This is a genomic window from Nostoc sp., assembly GCF_036917155.1.
Classification (GTDB): domain Bacteria; phylum Cyanobacteriota; class Cyanobacteriia; order Cyanobacteriales; family Nostocaceae; genus Nostoc.
The window spans coordinates 18,549-38,227 of record NZ_JBALDZ010000137.1 but is presented as its reverse complement, the minus strand read 5'-3'; the positions used below and the strand labels follow the sequence as shown (position 1 = coordinate 38,227).

The window sequence follows — 19,679 nt, the reverse complement described above, 5'->3', positions numbered from 1 at the left end:
TGGTCTTAATCTCCTCGAAGTTATTACTGATGCTTTAGAAGGTAATGTCTCTGTTTTCCTTTCCTCTATTACTACTAGCTAGGCAGTTACGATAAAAGTGCAATTTCTGAGAATAAATTTATGTTCCTCTGATTAACTTTTAAAAAAAAGTAACAGATGGGTAAAAATTACCCCTCTGCTACAAGCAAACGGAGGTATAAACTTGATTATTTAATTGGCATGAACCAATTCTTGAGGCGCTGCGGCATCATAAGCTGCGGCTTTCACAAATTCCTTGAGAACGTCTTTGAGTCTTTGCTCAATTTCCTCATCTAACAAGACACTATTATCAGCTTGTCGTTGAATTTGTTTGTCTACCGCATAAACTGTAGCTAGGATATGCCGCGCTCCTAATTCAGATAATACAGGTTTTAGGGCGTATTCAATTGCCAATAAATGAGCGATCGTTCCACCCAAAGCAATTGGTAACACGGGTTTACCTGTTAATGATTTTTGTGGCAGCAAATCTAGAAATGTTTTTAGCACTCCTGTATAAGCAGCTTTGTAAATAGGGGTGGCAATAATCACACCATCTGCCTTTGCTAATAAAGCTTTTGGCTGTTCTAAAGCTGGGCTGTCGTAACGTCCAAAAACTAAATCTTCAGCAGGCAAATCTCGAACTGAAATAATGTCTACATGCAGGCCTTCTTGTTGTAAAAGCTTGGCAGTGTATTCGACAAGACCGTAAGTTCTAGATGGATGGGTAGGACTACCAGCGATCGCGAGAATATTAGTCATTCAATTAAACTCCCAATTTCTAAAACGGGTTGAGTATGTTTTGTGGTTTTGGTCTGCATAGCTGATGCTGTGTTGACTTTCTCACTCAGACGTTTGTAGGGACGGCGCTTTCCTCATACTCTCAACTTCCCAAATGTAGCCATGAATAACTACATCCTGGGGAATTAAAGGAGAATTACGCAGTAATTCCACCTGCTGTGTACAGATTTCATCTACATCGGTAAACGTTTTGATCCATTTGGAAAAAACACCTTTTGGTAGTTTCCCGGCTTAGATATCCGATAGCAACATAACCTATATAGTTTTGATCCATTTGGAAAAAACACCTTTTGGTAGCTTCAATTCTGGCAAAGCAGGATCGATAGTAACTTGATCCACGTCAATACCTTGATTTCGCAATACCTCACTGAGAAAGTCTCCTGATGCTGTCATCATGCCACATTCGGTATGATTAATGACGATGATTTCTTTGGTGCCAAAAAACTGTGTAGTTAACATCGCTGACCGAATCGCATCATCTGTCACTAAGCCTCCAGCATTACGGAAAATATGAGCATCTCCTTCACCAATTCCTAATGCTTTCTCTACAGGTAAACGTTCATCCATGCACGCTAGCACCCACAAGCGTTTGTTGTTAGGTATTCCCAACTGACGACGCAATGCCCAAGCTTCTTTTTCTGAAATTTTTTGGTCAATTTGTTGGTGCAGCATGGTTGGTAATCTCCTAGTTCTTAATTACTAGGATATGGACGTTGCTCTTTCTTGAGGCTTTTGCTTAGGGAAATCTTCATTCGCCACAATCTCACCAAATGGACTTAAGACATGTTGCTTCTCCACTGTCGGCAGATTCTCTAATGGCAGGTGAGGAAATAGCAGTTCTGCAACTCGATAAGCTTCCTCTAGATGGGGATAGCCAGAGAAGATAAAGGACTCAACACCCAAAGCAGCATATTCCAATATTCTGGCTGCTACAGTTTGGGGATCGCCGACTAAGGCTGTTCCCGCACCACCCCGTACTAAACCGACTCCCGCCCATAGGTTCGGACTGATTTCTAATGCCTCACGATTACCGTGGTGGAGTTGAGTCATCCGCTGTTGTCCAACTGAATCCATCCGAGCATAAGCTTTTTGAGCTTTAGCGATCGCTTCGTCATCTACATACTTAATCAATTCATTTGCCGCATCCCAAGCTTCACTCGTGGTTTCGCGCACAATCACATGTAGGCGAATCCCAAACCGCAAAGTCCGGCCTTCTGCTTCTGCAAGTCTGCGAACTGATGCAACCTTCTCGGCTACTTGCGCTGGTGGTTCGCCCCAAGTTAGATAAACATCTACATGTTTAGCAGCAATTTTTTGAGCAACAGGAGAGGAACCGCCAAACCACAAGGGCGGATGCGGCTTCTGAACAGATGGAAACAGTAGTTTCCCATCCTGAATGTTGAAATAGTCGCCTTGGAAATTAGCTTGTTCACCACTAGCGATCGCTCGCCATACTGTCAAAAATTCATCTGTTAATTCATAGCGCTGATCGTGATCCAAATGCAAGCCATCTCCCGCTAATTCCACGGGATCGCCTCCTGTCACGACATTTATCAGCAAGCGTCCTTCAGAAACGCGATCGAAAGTCGCCGCCATCCGCGCTGCCACTCCAGGCGATACCAAGCCAGGACGAATCGCCACCAAAAAACGCATCCGTCGCGTCAGTGATACCAACGTTGACGCAATAATCCAAGCATCTTCGCAAGAACGACCAGTGGGCAGCAATGCCCCTGTATAACCAAGGTCATCCACCGCTTGGGCTATCTGCCGCAGATAGGGAAAGCTTACTGCCCGCCCACCTGTAGCCGTTCCAAGGTAACGTCCGTCGCCGTGGGTTGGGATGAACCATAGTAGCTGCATGAATCCTGTCCTTATAAACTACGGTAAACCTATAGAAATACCGTGCTTTATTTCTAGCTTTAGAGTATCACATAATTCTACTTAAGCAAGCAAGAAGTTTTCAAAAACTCCGGTATTCCTATCAGACCAATGTATATGAGGCGGTGTTCAATAAGCTAGCGATCGAAAAATTGGGCATTGGGCATTGGGCATTGGGCATTGGGCATTGGGCATTGGGCATGGACAAGAGACAAGGGAGAGTATTTATTCAATAATCCCCAGTCCCCAGTCCCCAGTCCCCAGTCCCCAATCCCCAGTCCCCAGTCCCCAGTCCTTCTGTCTCTAGGAAGAATACACCAATTGCAGGTTTGTGTATATTAGTTTACTTATCCATAACCTTCTGTTAAATTTACCTTAATGTACGTCAAGCTTATTAATTTGCTGTGGTTAGGTTTTCAGCCATGAACGTGGGTAGCCATCCAGCCCACAGGCAATAGGCGTAAAATTCCGTTCTGTCTCTAGGAGAAATAAGGCAATGGGGCCGATGTTTATTGCTGCCAATGATTGGCCACATATAGCGTTTAGATTGTCTTTGGCGCTCCTGGTTGGTTGCTTGATTGGATTTAACCGTCAGCAAGGGGGTAGACCGGCAGGAATGAGAACATTTATGCTCGTGAGTATGGGAGCAGCACTATTTGTGATGATTCCTTTGCAGGTTGAGGGCGAGAGTCCCTATGCTGCTACCAATGCACTGAGTCGTACAATTCAAGGTGTTGCTACTGGGATCGGATTTCTTGGAGCCGGATTGATTTTACAAGAGTCTCCGAGAAAATCTGCGACGCCAAAAGTAAAAGGCTTAACTACAGCCGCCTGTGTCTGGACTGCGGCCGGGTTGGGGGCTGCAATTGGTTGTGGTTTGTGGCAAATGGGATTATTGGGAGGCTTACTGACTCTGATTACCCTAAGTGGGGTAAAACGCCTCAATCGCGCATTTGTATTTATGACTGGTCAGGGTAAACATGGGAGTACTCAGGATCTAGCAACCACCTCTGATGAGGATGACGATTGACTATCGTTATACTCAATTGATCGGATTTGGGCCTAGTGGCATGGCAAGCAAAAAAATAGTGCATTAGACGTAGGTTGGGTGGAGGCTTTGGCAAAGCCTCCACCCAACCGACAATTTTTTTGCAACATTTTAGCCTTGATACGCTACTAGTATTTCTTTGAAAAATTATTTGTTGTTTCTTAGCTAATTTTAATCATTTTATCAGGGCTAATTCAGAGCGATCGCTGATTATAGTTATTCATGTAGGGAATTCCGTACTGGAGTTGATTGTCCAGTGAACCGGAAAATAGAAAATAATAGATATATGGACAAACGGTATTTTTTACAGGCTGGTGCAGTCATAGTCGGCACAGCATTTTTATCAAGGTATATCAATTGGGGGTCACAAGCGATGACAACTTCTCAGAGTGGATTTGAAGTTACTAAACCAGAATCAGAATGGCGCACCATTTTAACGCCAGAACAGTTTAATGTATTGCGTAAACATGGAACTGAACGCCCTTACACCAGCCCACTGGATAAGGAATACGACAAAGGCACTTATTATTGCGCCGCGTGTGAACTACCACTGTTTACATCTGATACCAAATTTAACAGTGGTACTGGCTGGCCTAGCTTTTTCAATCCGATTGAAGGTGCGATCGCTGTAACTGTAGATAGGTCGTTGTTTATGACCAGAACTGAAGTACATTGTAGTCGCTGTGGTGGTCATCTAGGTCATGTTTTTGATGATGGTCCTGCACCGACTGGTAAGCGCTACTGCATGAACGGAGTTTCGCTGAAGTTTGTTCCTGCTTGATAAGTTGCTTAGGCGTAGACTGTCCTAGATATCGGACTTACTAACCTAAATCATCCTATTTGCTTGGTTCTTGTTTCTGCTTTTTGTCTTTGGGATCTTTTTTAGGTTTTTTAACTTCTTTGTTACTTTTTCTTTCTTTCGACATCAGTGTTCTCCAACTAGGTTAATCAGTGAAAGCTTCAACATTCTGCCATCAGGGAATCAGGAGGTGGCTTATCTGATATTCTCTTAAAACAAAAAAGAAAGTATCAGATCTAAATGCTACTGACTACCATGATACTGTGTTGTTTGATTTTCTTTTGACAACCTTTTTGATCTATTTGAAGCACAATCGCCTTTAGGGTAGCACAGTTAACTGTGCTACCCTAATTATTTACAATGTCGCTACAAGATCCTGCAAGCGATCGCGTCCATCGCGAAATACTGGCCAACCATCGCCCACCAGTACTGCTTCTACCCGACTCAGTTGAGCCAACCTGCGAACAGAAGCAACAGCCTCTTCTCGATTCAGCAGCTTGTCATCTGGTAAAATCGTTAAGCTCCCGGCTTTTCGTGCCCGGACTAAATCCCCTGTAATTAAAGTTGTCTCCTCTAGTAATAGAGCCAATTCACCAGGAGTTTTAGAACCTTGGAGTTCAATCACTTCTAGTCCTGGGACAAATTCTTCACCATCAGATAGCCAGCGATCGCAAGGTAGGGGAAAAGTATCTTTTTCTGCTAGAGGGCCAGCTATCTTAGCATAAGTTTGATCGGCTATTTCTTTACTTGCCCTGATATGCTCGGAATTCGTCAGCACAATCCAAACCACACCGCCGAGGGATTTCAGATGATTCCAATCATGGTTTGATAGGGCTACTGGGTCAATCAAGATGTTACCATCTGGCCGAATCCAGGCAATCCCATTGAAATCAATATTTCTTGCCGGATTGAAATTAGACCAGCTATACAGATCGGGACGGTGCAAAGATTTCATGATGATTCTGGATCAGTACTTCGATAATTGACTATTAATCTCAATAATTTAGTATATAGATAATAAGGGAATTGGGCATTGGGCATTGGGCATTGGGCATTGGTTCTTCTCCCCTGTTTGCTTCCCCTACTCCCTCATCTCCCTCATCTCCCTCATCTCCCTCATCTCCCTCATCTCCCTCATCTCCCTCATCTCCCTACTCCTTCCCTCTGGATCTGGATTTTGAGTATACTACGATAAATCTATCGATCTTATGATTTTTATCTGGTTTATAGAAATTCCCGCATAATCGCAACAGAGATCAAGGGAGGTATAGGGGTGAGTGAAATTAAGCGCCAAAAAATATCAGCGAAGGCAGAACAGTTTACAGAGTCGGTGATTCGAGAAATGACCAGGGTTGCATTGCAACACGATGCAGTAAATCTGGCGCAGGGGTTCCCTGATTTTTCTTGTCCCTTGGAGTTGAAACAGGCAGCATATCAGGCAATAGAGGCGGATGTGAACCAGTATGCCATTACTTGGGGCGATCGCCCATTTCGTCATGCGATCGCCAACAAAGTTTGTTGGTATCTCGGCTTAGATATTAATCCTGAAACCCAAATCACCGTTACCTGTGGTTCCACAGAAGCAATGGCATCTGTGATGCTAGCAACAGTTGATCCCGGTGACGAAGTAATTGTATTTGAGCCATATTACGAAAACTACGGCCCTGATGCGATTTTAGCTGGTGCTATACCCCGTTACGTGACACTCCATCCCCCTCATTGGACATTTGATGAAGCAGAGTTGCGTCAAGCTTTCAATGCCAATACTAAAGCGATTATTATCAACACACCCCACAATCCCACAGGTAAAGTCTTCACTCGTGAAGAACTCACCCTAATTGCTGAACTTTGTCAAAAGTGGGATGTCTTAGCGTTCACGGATGAAATCTACGAACATATTCTCTATGACGGCACTCAACATATTGCCCTCGCGACCCTTCCCGGTATGGAAGAACGCACCGTTACTATTAACGGTTTATCTAAAACTTATAGTGTGACTGGATGGCGAGTCGGCTACATTTTGGCAAACCCCGAATTGACAGGGGCGATTCGCAAAGTTCATGATTTTCTCACCGTTGGCGCACCTGCACCATTGCAACGAGCCGGTGTTGCTGCTATGCAACTGCCACCATCCTATTATGAAGAACTGGCCAAACTTTATCACCAGAAGCGAGACAGTATTTTACAAATTCTAGATCGAGTTGGAATTCCCTATTTCGTTCCCAAAGGAGCCTATTATGTTCTTGCGGATATTTCCAAATTTGGCTATAAAACAGATGTTGAATTCACTTACCATCTGATTAAAAATATTGGTGTTGCTGTAGTTCCTGGTTCCAGCTTTTTCAGTCAACCAGAAAAAGGACATTCGTTAATCAGATTTTGCTTCAGCAAAAGACCTGAGACATTACAAACAGCGAGCGACCGCTTACTAAAATTGCAATCAAATCTACAGCCAATATTATAATATATTTCTTCTCCTCTCTTATATGAGTTGTGAAAATGGCTTTTTTTAAAGTAATCTTTTTTTAGGTTAATTACGATTTTTCAGGACATATATCTTCAAATTAACATAAGTTAATAAAGCATGGCTAATATAAGTTAATAAATGCTTTATTTAAGCATTCATTTGTTAAAAAAAATAACATCATTTTCGAGTTAGATTTGACTCTAACTTTCGATACCCAATGTAAAGTTGACTTGCCAAATAAAACCCCACTTCGCAACGGGGGTTTCCAAGGCTTAATGTATAGTAGTCTCCAGAAAAACAACACCAAGCTAGTGTAGAATTAGTTGAAATTTCCGGTAATTATATCGGGATAGTAGGCTTAAAAATTCTGGATTAAAAGCCCCATTGACTCTTTAAAAGGATAGGACTAATGTGATGAGTAGTCCCTGAAAGGACACTATCTATACATCAAAAAATCAGGAGGTATTTCCGATGATGATGATGATGATGACTGAAACCATGACTCCAGAAATGCAGGCTTGCATGGATGTTTGTATGGACTGTCATAAAATGTGTATGGAAACCATGACTCATTGTATGAGCAAAGGTGGTCAGCACATGGACAAGAGCATGATGAGCATGATGAGCATGATGCGCGATTGCTCTGAAATGTGCATGATGTGTATGAATATGATGATGAGCGGTTCTGATTTCATGGAACGCACTTGTATGCTTTGTGCCCAAATGTGCGATCGCACTGCAATGGTCTGTGAGATGATGAGCGATGACGCGAAAATGATGGAATGTGCTGCCGCTTGCCGTAAGTGTGCAGAGTCTTGCAAAAGTATGCAGATGATGCCCGCATAATTCCACGACGATCTAGCAGAAGTTTCTCTGCAACCTAATATTCAAGCGCTCAGACTCTTTGGGGTCTGGGCGCTTGAAGTAAGGAGCAGGGGGACAAGGTAGCAATATCTCTCCCAAGTCTCCCCAAAACGATTGATTATTTTTTTATTTGGAAGTCCCTAAACCAATTTTTTCAACCTATTAAAGAATTAACCTTAACTTTTATTTAAGTTATCCTCATCGACATACTTGAATTTAACTAATAGAGTAAAAGTGTCCTGAAAAACGGATAAGTTCAGCACTCAAGCAGACCTTTTACAAAGGTTTTAAGCAATACATCTATAATCAAGGCGAATAACCTAACGGGCTGACTTGCAAATGCAAGATATGTCTGATGTGCGTAGCTATCACCAGAAAAATCTTGGACTGGCACAACGCTTGGATTGAATTCATTAAAAATGTTTGTGGTAAATTGCTTACAATGCACGATACCACAAACTTTTCTTAATTTTCACTATTTTGTTGCCGATAATTCTAAGAGGATGTTTGAAAAGTTTTGGGCGATTAGAAATCGCTACTACACAAACCAAGTCTACCTCCGTGGAAAGCATGAAAGATCAAGAGTTTTTAACCCACGGAGGTGGGTAAAGTCTCGTGTAGCCGCGATTTCTAATCGCTAGGGCTAGTAATAAATTAGACTTTTCAAACAACCTCTAAGGCTTCCTTTAATCCTGACTATATACCAATACAGTTCAGTTAAGCATTTCTTTCTTCTCTTTGCGTCCTTTGCGTCCAACTCTTACGAGACGCTGCGCGTTGGCAAAGCCTCTCGCAGAGAAGGTGGTAGCCTGCGGCAAGCCGCTCCGCGTCTACGTTAAAAAAATTGAATTTGACAAAGAGTTTTAGCCTTAACCCAAGCGTATTGGACTATATACCAATATGCTTGGGTTAAGGGTTAATTGGTCTTTGAAGACGCGATAAATCGCCTCTCTACATCAGGGTTTTGTTGCTCTATCTGAACTGTATTGGACTATATACTCTTGCTTGAGTGCGATCAACCCCTATCGATACATCTCTGCGTTTATGCCATCAAAATCAAGCGCAGAGGATCTAAACGCACATACCAAGGAAAAGGCTGGTCTTTCATCGTCGCCCATTTTTCTTTGAAGACTTCAGCTTGCAGATGATAATCTTGAGAATTTTTGCCAGCCGAATATAATTTGAGAAACAACGTCATTCGATGGGGCGTTTCACTTGTTCGTACTACCCAGCAGGGAAAAGTATTTTCCTGTGATGAGTCGTTGGTAAAAATGAACTGATGGGCACGAATACCCACGTGGGATAATTCGCTCTTGATTGGTTCAATTACTTGCAGAGTACAACCCCAATCAATTGCCTCCACCTGTTGCGATGACTGGAGAACAGCACGGGAGAAGTTTTTGCATCCAGTGAGTTGAGCAACACTCACAGTAGCAGGATGCTCGAAAATATCATATTTGCTACCATAATGAACGGCTCTACCATGCTCCAATACCAACAGATTTGGGCAAATTCGATAAGCTTCTTCCATATTATGGGTGACAAATAGAGTCACACCTTGGTAGTCAGCTAGAGTTTCTGTCATTTGCTCCTCTAATTGACTACGTAGATGGGTGTCAAGTGCGGAAAATGGCTCATCTAAAAGTAATGCTTCCGGTTGACTTGCCAATGCTCTTGCTAAGGCTACCCGTTGTTGTTGTCCCCCAGAGAGTTGGTGCGGATAGCGATCGCCTAATCCCTGTAACTGCATCGCGATTAGTTGCTCCTCTACCTGCACCCGAATACTCCCAGCCGATAGTTTTTTGGGCAAGCCAAAAGCGATATTTTGCGCCACACTCATGTGCGGAAAGAGGGCATAATTCTGCACTAAAAAACCAATGCGGCGATCACGGCTGGGTAAATTAATTCCTTGTTCTGAGTCAAACAGAACTCTGTCATTTAAAACTATCCGCCCGATTGTGGGTGTTTCTATCCCCGCCAGGCAACGCAAAATCATGCTCTTACCTGCTCCAGAACCTCCTAACAATCCCAAGGGTTGCTCATCAGTATTGAAAGCAACTTTTAAATCAAAGCTAGGAAGGATTTTTTCAATGTTGACAAACAATCCACCAGATTCAAAGCTAGATTGCGGAGTATAAAGAATTTCTCCCCCTGCTCCCCGCTCCCTGCTCCCTGCACTCCCCGCTCCCTGCTCCCCACTTCCTCCTCCCCTCCTCTTTTCCCTCAATTCTTGCCAGAAGTTAACTGCAATAATTCCAGAGAGAGAAATCACCATAATTACGATCGCCCAAAACCAAGCCTCATTCATTGCTCCCGCTTCCACAGCAAAATAAATCGCCATTGGGATTGTCTGCGTAACTCCTGGAATGTTACCAGCCAGCATCAACGTTGCGCCAAATTCTCCCAAAGCACGGGCAAAAGCTAACATTGTGGCGGCGACAATGCCCGGTAGTGCTAGGGGTAAACTGATCCGCCAAAAGATTGTAGTTTCAGTTGCACCAAGGGTTCTAGCGACTCGCAGCAGATTACCATCTATTTGTTCAAAGGCTCCCAGTGCAGTTTTATACATTAAAGGGAAAGAAACTACGGTGGCTGCGATCGCTGCACCATACCAAGTAAAGACGATGGTGAAGTCAAAAGTCCCCATGAATTTTCCTACAGGGCCATTTTTGCCAAAAAATAGCAGCAACAAGAACCCGACAACTGTGGGCGGTAAAATCAGGGGCGCAATAAAGATACCCTCAATCAACGATTTCCCTTTGCCACGATATCCCAGCATCCAGTAGGCAGCAGCGATACCCAAAAAGAAGGTGATAAATGTGGCAAGTAATGAAGTTTTGAGTGATATCCAAAGAGGCGATAAATCCAATGGCATAGTTGTCTGGGGAAGAATTAGCTCAACTAATTCATAATTTACCAACTTTAGCTTTAATATGTTAGAAAAAGTTGGTAAATTACATCACAATCAAGAGACATCTCCGAAAAAGAATGTAGAGACGTAGCACTGCTACGTCTCTACAAGGATTCTGGGTAACGCATCTTTAATTTCTGGAGATGTCTAAGGAAATCCCAAAAACTATCCAAACTTTAAACAAAATTCGCGTTCAGTTGGGTATAAAATATCAGAATTAGATACAGTTTATTATCATTTGATACTCATCTTGAAACCAACTGGTAAAATTATTGGGAATTACCAAAGTGTAAAAATCCTCGCAAACACATCCTGTTAGCAGTATTGAATGCTACCGTCAACAGAAAGTGCATCCTCCTCCTACCAGCAATCAAAAAAAACCCCAAGACCTTTTCTTAGTGTGCGGACTCAAAAGTTTAGGGCAACATTGCGTTGCAATCCTCAAGGAATACGATGTTAAAGTCAGCGCCATTGAGGATGTGCAGCCCGAACATTGGGAAGTTCCAGAAGTACCTAACTTACTAGAAAAGTTAATCATCGGAGACTGTCGCCAGCCAAGTGTTTTAGAGCAGGCAGGTATAAGGCAGTGTCGTTCAATACTTTTAGTAACCAGAAATGAGCGGATAAATATAGAAGCTGCCTTTGCAGCACGGCGTCTTAATCCGCACGTCCGCTTGATTGTACGTTCAGACAAACAAAATTTCAATAAACTACTGTGGGAAAATCTCGGCAATTTTGTTGCCTTTGAACCCACTCATCTTTCAGCTCATGCCTTCGCTCTAACAGCCCTTGGCTCTGAAGCTATTGGATATTTCACCTTAGAAGGGCAACTGTTGCAAGTGATAAAGCATCAGGTACAAGCAAAGGATGGCTGGTGTAATGGCAAGCCAGTACATAGACTCAATCTTACAACTCGCCGCATCTTGAGTCATAGACCTGTTTCGTCTAACCCACTCAAAGAATTGTTTGGCTGGAACCCAGAGGCAGAAGTACAGGTAGGAGACACGCTAGTTTATATTGATGTGGCATACGATTTAGCTTTCTCTGAGCAACATCGGCAATCTCATAGCCAAAAGTGGCAGTGGCAACAGTTTCTTCAAAACATCACAACAAAAAATCTCAAGGATAAAATAGCCCAATTTTGGCAATCTTACTACCAAAGCCAAAATCAAATCCGGCGAATTGCGACAATCTATGCGATGACTGTACTCATCCTATGGCTTGTTGGAGTAGTTCTTTATCGCTTATATTATCCTGACATTACCATTCAAGAAGCTTTCTATGCGGCAGCAGTTTTGCTCTTGGGAGGATACGGAGATTTATTTGGCAGTGTTGAGTTTGCATCGCAACCAAAACCCTCAGACGATATGCCTTGGTGGTTGCGGTTTTTTAGCCTGGGAATGACGTTGACAGGTCAAGCTTTCGTGGGAGTATTATATGCGCTGCTGACTGATGCTCTGGTCACTTCAAGATTCCATTTTTTCAATTCCCGTCCTCCCATACCACAACGCAACCATCTAGTAATTGTTGGCTTAAATCGCTTAGGGCAGAAAGTAGCTGCTCTTTTGCAAGAACTCAACCAGCCGTTAGTAGGAATTCATCCTACCACTATTGACCAAGAAACTTTACCCGATATGCCCCTTATCGTTGGTAATGCTACCGAAGCACTCACTAAGGCGAATCTCTCCCATGCTAAAAGCATCATTTTAGTTGGGGACGATAATATGGAAAATCTGGAAATTGGTTTGATGGCTCATGCAATGAACCCCGCCACTACCTTGATTATCCGCTCTCAAGACCGCCAATTTAGTGATAATATCGCCCCTCTGTTTCCCTATGCTCAAGTTATATGTGGCGCGGCTTTGTCGGCAGAAGTCTTTGCTTGTGCGGCTTTTGGAGAAAATGTTCTGAGCTTGTTTCACTTGAATGAGCAAATAGTTATGGTGACGGAATACAAAATTGAAGATGGCGATACTCTAAATGGATTGCTTTTATCTGAAATAGCTTCTGGCTACAGTGTTGTACCAATTCTCTACCAGAAATATCAGCGAGACAATTACTCTTTAATGCCCTGGTATGATGTTAAGCTTGATGCTGGCGATCGCTTGATTGTTTTAGCTACAAGCAGTAGTTTGCAGCGAATTGAATGGGGTGAAATGCTGCCTCGTCTTTGGCAAGTGCAGATTGAAAAAGCTCTGACTACAAATGCTATTATATATGGTGCTGAAGAGATAGTTTTGATTACCGGATGTAGTTCCACTAACGCTAGGCAATGGATGAATAATTTGCCTGGAGTGTTGCCGATACCACTTTATAAACATCAAGCTCAACGTCTCGTGCGCGAGTTAACAAAAGTCCAAGTTTTGGCAAATTTAATCTTCATTGGGCAACCTTAAACCTCCTACAAGTAGAAGTTATATCATGGCCAGTTCAAGACTTATGATTAAGATCGCAAAGGGGAGGTATTTTTGGGCTTGCTGCATAGATTCGGGAATTATAACTCAATACAGTTCAGATATAGGAATCCGATTTGATTCCTGAAAAAATCTAAGTATATGTAGTTGCGTGGCAAGCAAAAAAATTGTGCATGAGACATAGGTTGGGTGGAGCGGAGCGCAACCCAACAGATATAAGGATGTTGGGTTACGCAAAGCCTTCACCCAACCTACAATTTTTTTGCAACATTTTAACCTTGACACACCACTACAGTACCTAATTTTGCTCAAAAATCAAATAGTAATCCTATAGAGCAACAAAAACCTCATGTAGAGACGGCGATTTATCGCGTCTCGAAAACCCAAAATTGTTGCCAGTCGCCCTTAACCCAAGCGTATTGAGTTAAAAGGCATTTATCGTAAAAGTAAAAGCACAACAATGTTGTGCTTTTGTAGATTATTTGTATTCAGTTCATTGTGATAATCGGAGAGTTTCTTAATTAGTCCAGTTGAGCGCTATAAGCACTAAAACCATAAGCCAGAGTTTCTTTTAAATTACCTGATGGCTTAAGACTTCTGTTGATAGCATTAGCAAAAGGTACTGGAATTCCTTTGATGGTTTCCGGCAAAATTGCATATTCTGCTGTTGCCTCAACAATGTATTGTGGACACTTCGCTTTCATCCCAGCAGTAGCTAACATTTCTTCTATTTCTGCGGCTGAATATTGCTTGAGATAAACTGGATTTCTCACAAATGGATTCAGCCTTCTGATAAAATTATGGATAATGTGAGAAGGACAAGACTTGTTGTGAAAGGAATGATTAAAAACAAAAATTCCACCAGGTTTTAGCACACGAGAGATATCAGCCAATAATTTTCTTAATTGTGCATCTGGGATATGCATAAAGACGCAGTTAGAAATTACCAAATCTATAGAATTATCTTCTAAAGGCAATATTTCAGCAGAAGTGCAAATCAAGTTAAATTCTGCTTCTGGGAAAAAATTGTATTCTTGTTTAACCTTGATTAACCGCCGCAATAAAGGTTCAGAAATATCGATGCCATAATATTTCTCGCATCTCAGATTTTTCGCTTTCGAGAGATGTAAAGGTGCGCGACCATAACCAGAACCAATTTCCAGAATAGAACCGACAGATTTATTCAACGGAAATTTGTTCCAAGTACCTCCAGGCGTACCAGTTAGCAGAGTGTAATCTTGTTTAATGGGCGAGGCATCTGTAATTTTTTCAATTTTCTGGGAACCATAATATGTTTTACCAATTGCGTCCCATGTTTTTTTATGTTGAGTATTGTTTAATTGTTCATAGTCGCTAGGAAAATAAATGCCATCTCGTAATTCAAAGTCATTCAGACTAAATTTTACATCTGCTAATTGACTCATTATGATTATTCCTCATGAATAGTTAAGTCTGTTTTCTGTTATACTCTCAACTCAGCATTAACCGCAAGGGATTTTTACTTAACTCCATTCCCTAAGCCTATTTTTAAAGTCTATAACTATTTTAAATTCGATGGAATGTACTAGTAAAGTGCCTATTACATCCAAGTGAAAACCGCTATAATAACAACCCGTCGCCTGATTAGAATACAAGCACGTATACATTAGTTGATGGACTGCAACAATCGGAGGCTGTGATGGTAGAAGGGTTACAACAAAAACGGGTGGTAGTTGTAGGTGCTGGTTGGGCTGGTTTAGGAGCAACCTACCATTTGGCAAAACAAGGTTATGATGTGACACTTCTCGAAGCAGGCCCCTATCCTGGTGGATTGGTGGCAGGTTGGCAAACAGCAGCCGGAAAATCTGTTGAAGCTGGCATTCATGGCTTCTGGTATCCTTACAGAAATATTTTTTCTTTAATTAATGAATTAGAAATTAATCCTTTTACTACTTGGACTCGTTCTTCGCAATATTCGCCAGCAGGTTTGGAAGTTGAATCACCAATTTTTCAAGACTTACCGCGACTTCCCTCGCCACTAGGAACTTTTCTCTACACTCAGTTTAAACGGCTGCCACTAATTGACCGTCTGAGCGCCCTGCCTTTACTTTATGCTGTCGTTGATTTTGATAATTCTGATGCAGCTTGGCGACGCTATGACTTTGTAACTGCTCGTGAATTGTTCAAAGATTTTAACGTTTCTTTCCGACTTTACCGCGAGGCTTTTGAACCGATGTTATTAGTGGGCTTGTTTGCCCCTGGTGAACAATGTTCAGCCGCCGCAACTTTAGGGATGCTTTACTTTTTCATTCTGGCTCATCAAGCCGATTTTGATGTGGTTTGGTGTCGGGGAACTGTCGGAGAAAAGATATTTCGTCCTTGGGTGGAACGTATCGAAAAGGCTGGTGCGCGAGTGTTACCCAAGCGTCGAGTTACAGATTTAATTGTTGATAGTAATCAAGTTAAGGGTGTGGTTTGTGGTGATGAAGTTTTTGATGCAGATGCCGTGATTTTCGCAGTTGGAGTCACGGGGATGAAGAAAATTGTCTCAACTAGCCCTAGTTTACAAAGCCGTGAAGAATTCCGTAATTTGAGCAATTTAGGGGCAATAGATGTTTTAGCAACGCGACTATGGTTTGACCGCAAAATTGATATTCCTCGTCCTTCTAATGCTTGTTTTGGATTCGACGCAAGTACAGGTTGGACGTTTTTTGATTTGAATGCTCTACATGATGAATATCGGAATGAACTGGGAACGGTGATTGAAGCTGATTTTTATCACGCGAATCAGTTTCTAGGTTTGAGTGATGAGGAGATATTAGCAATAGTTCAGGGTTATTTAGTAACTTGTGTACCAGCGTTTCGAGAGGCAAAGATAATTGATAGTAGTGTAATTCGGCTACCTCAAGCGGTGACTCACTTTGCACCTGGTAGCTATCGTTATATGTTGCCCGCGAAGACAAGTTTTGAGAATGTGTTTATGAGTGGAGATTGGATTGTGAACCGTCATGGTTCCTGGTCGCAGGAAAAGGCTTATGTTACTGGTTTGGAGGCGGCCAATTTGGTGGTGTCTTATTTGGGAGAAGGTCAGCCATCTGAGATTTTAGCTGTAGAAGAGGATGAAGCGCATATCCAAGTGGCGCGATCGCTCAACCAAACTTTGCGTGACTTGAGTAAATCTATCCTACCTGACTTTTGGTTGCCGTAACCAGCCCTCTAAATATTGACAACATTATAAATAGCTTCCGATACTTTTAGGATTGGTTATAAGGCGGATGCCGAAAACCCCGGACAGGTGCGTAGCACCATATTCTGTGCTTGAGACCGGGGATGAAGGCTAACAGCAGGGTTTACCCTGCCTTCAAGCTTTTTGTTGCTCAATATATCGCTTCACTGTTTCTGTGCAAAGATTAAGAGCGGTGCTGACAAAATAGCTAGGTGTCCAGAGAGTTGGTAGCTTCATTAGCTCTGGAAATTCTTTTCTCAGCACATGCGATGCTTGTTTAGCAAAATCAATTAGTGATACTAGTTGGTATTTGTTCAGGCAGTGGTTAGAATATTTCTCGGTTAAGTTTGACAAGAAAACCGTAGCCGTATCACCTCATTACACCAGCCAAAAGTGTAGTAGTTGCGGTGTAATTGTCAAAAAGTCTCTGTCAACTCGCACCCATAAATGTATTTGCGGATGCGAGTTGCATAGAGACGTTAACGCTGCGGTGAATATTCTGAATCTTGCAAGAGCTAGGGACGGGCAGTCCCAAAGTAACGCTAATGGACTAGTAACCTCTACGCTACTTGGGGAAACCCTGGTAGAGCAAGTAACTAGGATGAAATTAGAATCACCTCGGCTTTAGCCAGGGGAGTGTCAATTCTGACTAACTGTACCAATATCGACTCTAGGCTTTGTAGGGCGGCGTTAGTGGTGCGCTGGTGTTCTTCAAAATTACGTTGATGTTGTTCATGGCTATCAAGTAACTCAAGCAATACATCATCTAAAATCGCACTACGACTTAGAACACGGTCAATATTGCCAGTCAAGCTGTACTACTGTAATGTATGTATATTTCTCGCAAATCTAGTTAGTCATCAATTGTAATCTAAATTCGGTAAGCTAAAGAAAGCGATCGCGATACTATCCTTATAATGTAAATCAAATCACATCAGCTTATGGAGCCAGACTCTTTACCAACCGAGGTGATTCTGACGCACCCGCGTGAGTCCCTCGGTAGGGTGCAACTTGATTGGACACCCCAACCCGGAAACTATCTCGATTTTCAAGGTAAAACCTACGCGGTTTTAGAACGCCGCCATCGATACCAACTTCAAGCTGGGCGCTACCGCCTGCATAATATTGCCATTTATGTCCAATCTGCTAAACGACCATCTGAGAAAAGTTTGGTAGCAGGACGTTGGGTAATCGGTGATGCCACCTGCTGCTACAATGCTCATTCAGAACTCATTCGCTGTGCAGTCAACCCAGATGGTCCTTGCGAATCTTGCCGCTTTTATGAAAAGTTAGAAGCGATTTAATTTTGGATTTTAGATTTTGGATTTCGGTGTGCCCTTCTCTAAGAGACGCTACGCGAACGGCAAGAGGAAGGGCAAGCAAGCTCAGTACAAGTCAGTCGAATGCTTTTTCCTTCAATCCAAAATCCAAAATTCAAAATTGGCAACCCCTCAACTTCCCGCACCAAAAACTTCTCCCACAGTTAAGCGGGTACCATTAACAAAATCCCATCCCGACTGGGGTCGTTTACCGGCTAGCTGAACTTCTCGCAACAGCAAAAATCCTTCCCCAGTTTGGACGATCGCACCAATTCCTTTGATAATGCTAACTACAACTCCCGGTTTTTCTGATGCGTTTGACAAATCAGGCAATTTATGCAGCAATTCTTGTAGTTCTGGTGGTAGATTGCGTAGACGCGGAGCGGCTTGTCGCCAGACATCGCCTATTGAACCAAGGGGAACAGAAGCGGTGATTTTAAACAAATTGTTACGAAAGGTAGCCGTGCAGTTAGGGTAAAAGCCTCTAATTTGATTGTGTAGTTGCATCGCACTTTTTGACCAATCCAAACCATAGTCTGGTTTTTGAATCAGAGGCGCATAAGTAGCAGCTAAATTATCTTGGGGAATTGGTTGAATTTCTTGACGTTCCAACTTCAACAGAGTTTCCACCAATAAATCTCCACCAATCGCCGCTAGTCTTTCGGCTAAATCTTGGGCATTATCTAGTAATCCAATGGGTGTAGTGGCGATTTGTAGCATTGCGCCGGTATCCATTCCCACATCCATTAACATAGTCGTGATTCCCGTTTCACTCTCACCGTTATACAAACACCACTGAATCGGGGCTGCACCGCGATATTTGGGTAAAATCGAGCCATGCACATTAATGCAGGCCAATTTTGGCATCTTCAAGATTTTTGCCGATAAAATCTGTCCATAAGCGACAACAACAAACACATCTGCATCTAATTCTTTGAGTTTGGTTAAAGTTTCAGTGTCTTTTTTGACTCGTTCGGGTTGCCATACTGGTAAATTGTGAGCAGTTGCGATCGCTTTTACTGGTGTTGGCGTCAGTTTATTTCCGCGTTCCCGACGTTTATCTGGTTGGGTAACAACTGCCAGCACCTCAAATTCTGAATGATTCAATAACTTTTCCAATGTGGGTACAGCAAACTGAGGTGTACCAAAAAATACAATTTTCATTAATATATTAGTTGTTAGTCATTAGTTAATCGTAAATAATATTGGCTGTTTGGTGGTACAATATTTTCGTATTCATAAAATCAAAGCCTGCTTGATTAACTTAATAGTTGAGTTTGCAAGTGTAAGAGCTAGTATCAACTGCATCTGCCTCTAGTGAACCTAATCACTTAGTGGTTTTCGTCGCGAGTAGCTAGAGCATCTACCGAGTAAGCTTTGTTGTGTTCCTGATTATCTTCCCGAAATTGGCTTGAAATACAGTTGGGTTTCCAAAAAACTATTGCGTCTTCTAGCTATTTTTGTAGTTTAGATAGCAATTTATAACTTTGGGTTGCTGACAGCAATATCTTCTGAGTATGATGTATTATGCGTCTTCTTTCCCAGGTTTTTAATTAACGCCTCACATTTACCATCTTGAGGGTTACGCTGTTATATTTAGTGTGTAACTTGCTTATTTGCTGCTTACTAGCGATCACTAGTACGATCCCCAGATGCTAAGTTATCTCACTCTTAGTTGCAAGCGTCATTCTCCAAACTCTACCCGAAATATCCTTTAACCAATACCTATTTTTGGTGTGGTTGGGTATAGCAACCTTATATATTGTGTAGTAATTACTGAGTTGTCAGCATATTTACTATACTCGCATATTTTTGCAAAAAAACATTCAGTACCTTAGGAAGAAAAGGTGTAGACAATGATACTTAATTTTTGTAAACCTCTACAAACTTTGAAGAGATTATCTAGTCAAAGTTTTTAGTTTCTTGTTATACATATAACTACCGCCTGCCCCATTGCT

The 19,679-nt window shown here is 42.3% G+C and carries 15 protein-coding genes and 2 pseudogenes; 8 read left to right on the top strand and 9 right to left on the bottom strand.

The window, feature by feature from the left end:
* Window positions 1-210 precede the first annotated feature (210 nt).
* From ssuE to ssuD, 3 genes are all read right to left on the bottom strand, one after another.
* Window positions 211-777 carry an NADPH-dependent FMN reductase gene (ssuE, locus tag V7K67_RS19045; protein WP_179066446.1) on the bottom strand — a complete coding sequence of 189 codons (567 nt, stop codon included), beginning with the start codon at window positions 775-777 and terminating at the stop codon, window positions 211-213.
* A 294-nt stretch (window positions 778-1,071) separates the two neighbouring features.
* On the bottom strand, window positions 1,072-1,488 hold the full coding sequence (locus V7K67_RS19040) for a beta-class carbonic anhydrase (RefSeq protein ID WP_334732702.1): 417 nt from the start codon (window positions 1,486-1,488) through the stop codon (window positions 1,072-1,074).
* A 27-nt stretch (window positions 1,489-1,515) separates the two neighbouring features.
* Window positions 1,516-2,676: an FMNH2-dependent alkanesulfonate monooxygenase gene (gene ssuD / locus V7K67_RS19035; RefSeq protein ID WP_334732701.1), complete on the bottom strand. Its 1,161-nt coding sequence runs from the start codon at window positions 2,674-2,676 to the stop codon at window positions 1,516-1,518.
* A gap of 514 nt (window positions 2,677-3,190) precedes the next feature.
* Between ssuD and V7K67_RS19030 the strand changes: the two genes are divergently transcribed.
* Together V7K67_RS19030 and msrB are read left to right on the top strand one after the other, a co-directional pair.
* Window positions 3,191-3,724 carry an MgtC/SapB family protein gene (locus tag V7K67_RS19030; RefSeq protein WP_334732699.1) on the top strand — a complete coding sequence of 178 codons (534 nt, stop codon included), beginning with the start codon at window positions 3,191-3,193 and terminating at the stop codon, window positions 3,722-3,724.
* Between the two features lie 304 nt (window positions 3,725-4,028).
* Window positions 4,029-4,523: a peptide-methionine (R)-S-oxide reductase MsrB gene (msrB, locus tag V7K67_RS19025; protein WP_179067060.1), complete on the top strand. Its 495-nt coding sequence runs from the start codon at window positions 4,029-4,031 to the stop codon at window positions 4,521-4,523.
* Window positions 4,524-4,896: 373 nt separating this feature from the next.
* Here the strand turns inward: msrB and V7K67_RS19020 are convergent, their stop codons facing one another.
* Complete coding sequence (locus V7K67_RS19020) at window positions 4,897-5,496, bottom strand: MBL fold metallo-hydrolase (RefSeq protein WP_334710118.1); 600 nt, start codon at window positions 5,494-5,496, stop codon at window positions 4,897-4,899.
* 318 nt (window positions 5,497-5,814) lie between these two features.
* Here V7K67_RS19020 and V7K67_RS19015 point away from each other — a divergent pair, with 318 nt between their 5' ends.
* Window positions 5,815-7,005: a pyridoxal phosphate-dependent aminotransferase gene (locus V7K67_RS19015; RefSeq protein ID WP_334732697.1), complete on the top strand. Its 1,191-nt coding sequence runs from the start codon at window positions 5,815-5,817 to the stop codon at window positions 7,003-7,005.
* A gap of 477 nt (window positions 7,006-7,482) precedes the next feature.
* Window positions 7,483-7,854: a four-helix bundle copper-binding protein gene (locus tag V7K67_RS19010; protein ID WP_334732716.1), complete on the top strand. Its 372-nt coding sequence runs from the start codon at window positions 7,483-7,485 to the stop codon at window positions 7,852-7,854.
* Between the two features lie 1,060 nt (window positions 7,855-8,914).
* Here V7K67_RS19010 and modB read toward each other — a convergent pair.
* Window positions 8,915-10,747: a molybdate ABC transporter permease subunit gene (gene modB, locus V7K67_RS19005; RefSeq protein WP_334732715.1), complete on the bottom strand. Its 1,833-nt coding sequence runs from the start codon at window positions 10,745-10,747 to the stop codon at window positions 8,915-8,917.
* Window positions 10,748-11,130: 383 nt separating this feature from the next.
* On the opposite strand from modB, the gene V7K67_RS19000 reads away from it, so the two are divergent.
* The gene (locus V7K67_RS19000) at window positions 11,131-13,179 is read left to right on the top strand and encodes a potassium channel family protein (protein ID WP_334732696.1); all 2,049 of its coding nucleotides are present in this window, start codon (window positions 11,131-11,133) and stop codon (window positions 13,177-13,179) included.
* A gap of 539 nt (window positions 13,180-13,718) precedes the next feature.
* On the opposite strand, the gene V7K67_RS18995 is transcribed toward V7K67_RS19000, so the two are convergent.
* Window positions 13,719-14,621, bottom strand: a complete 903-nt coding sequence (locus V7K67_RS18995) for a class I SAM-dependent methyltransferase (RefSeq protein ID WP_334732695.1) — start codon at window positions 14,619-14,621, stop codon at window positions 13,719-13,721.
* A 254-nt stretch (window positions 14,622-14,875) separates the two neighbouring features.
* On the opposite strand from V7K67_RS18995, the gene V7K67_RS18990 reads away from it, so the two are divergent.
* Window positions 14,876-16,384 (top strand): hydroxysqualene dehydroxylase, encoded by a 1,509-nt coding sequence (locus V7K67_RS18990; RefSeq protein WP_334732694.1) that lies wholly within the window; start codon window positions 14,876-14,878, stop codon window positions 16,382-16,384.
* Window positions 16,385-16,537: 153 nt separating this feature from the next.
* Here the strand turns inward: V7K67_RS18990 and V7K67_RS18985 are convergent.
* Window positions 16,538-16,672, bottom strand: a pseudogene (locus tag V7K67_RS18985) (transposase); the annotation flags it as partial.
* 4 nt (window positions 16,673-16,676) lie between these two features.
* Here V7K67_RS18985 and V7K67_RS18980 point away from each other — a divergent pair.
* A pseudogene (locus tag V7K67_RS18980) lies at window positions 16,677-17,030 on the top strand (RNA-guided endonuclease InsQ/TnpB family protein); the annotation flags it as partial.
* Here the strand turns inward: V7K67_RS18980 and V7K67_RS18975 are convergent.
* Window positions 16,999-17,214, bottom strand: a complete 216-nt coding sequence (locus V7K67_RS18975) for a hypothetical protein (RefSeq protein ID WP_334732429.1) — start codon at window positions 17,212-17,214, stop codon at window positions 16,999-17,001. The pseudogene V7K67_RS18980 and the gene V7K67_RS18975 sit on opposite strands and share 32 nt — an antisense overlap.
* 129 nt (window positions 17,215-17,343) lie before the next feature.
* Between V7K67_RS18975 and V7K67_RS18970 the strand changes: the two genes are divergently transcribed.
* Entirely contained in the window at window positions 17,344-17,706 is a 363-nt protein-coding gene (locus V7K67_RS18970) for a DUF6464 family protein (protein WP_179067068.1), read from the top strand.
* A 147-nt stretch (window positions 17,707-17,853) separates the two neighbouring features.
* Here V7K67_RS18970 and fmt read toward each other — a convergent pair whose 3' ends face one another.
* Window positions 17,854-18,885 (bottom strand): methionyl-tRNA formyltransferase, encoded by a 1,032-nt coding sequence (gene fmt, locus V7K67_RS18965; protein ID WP_334732430.1) that lies wholly within the window; start codon window positions 18,883-18,885, stop codon window positions 17,854-17,856.
* Between the last annotated feature and the right edge of the window lie 794 nt (window positions 18,886-19,679).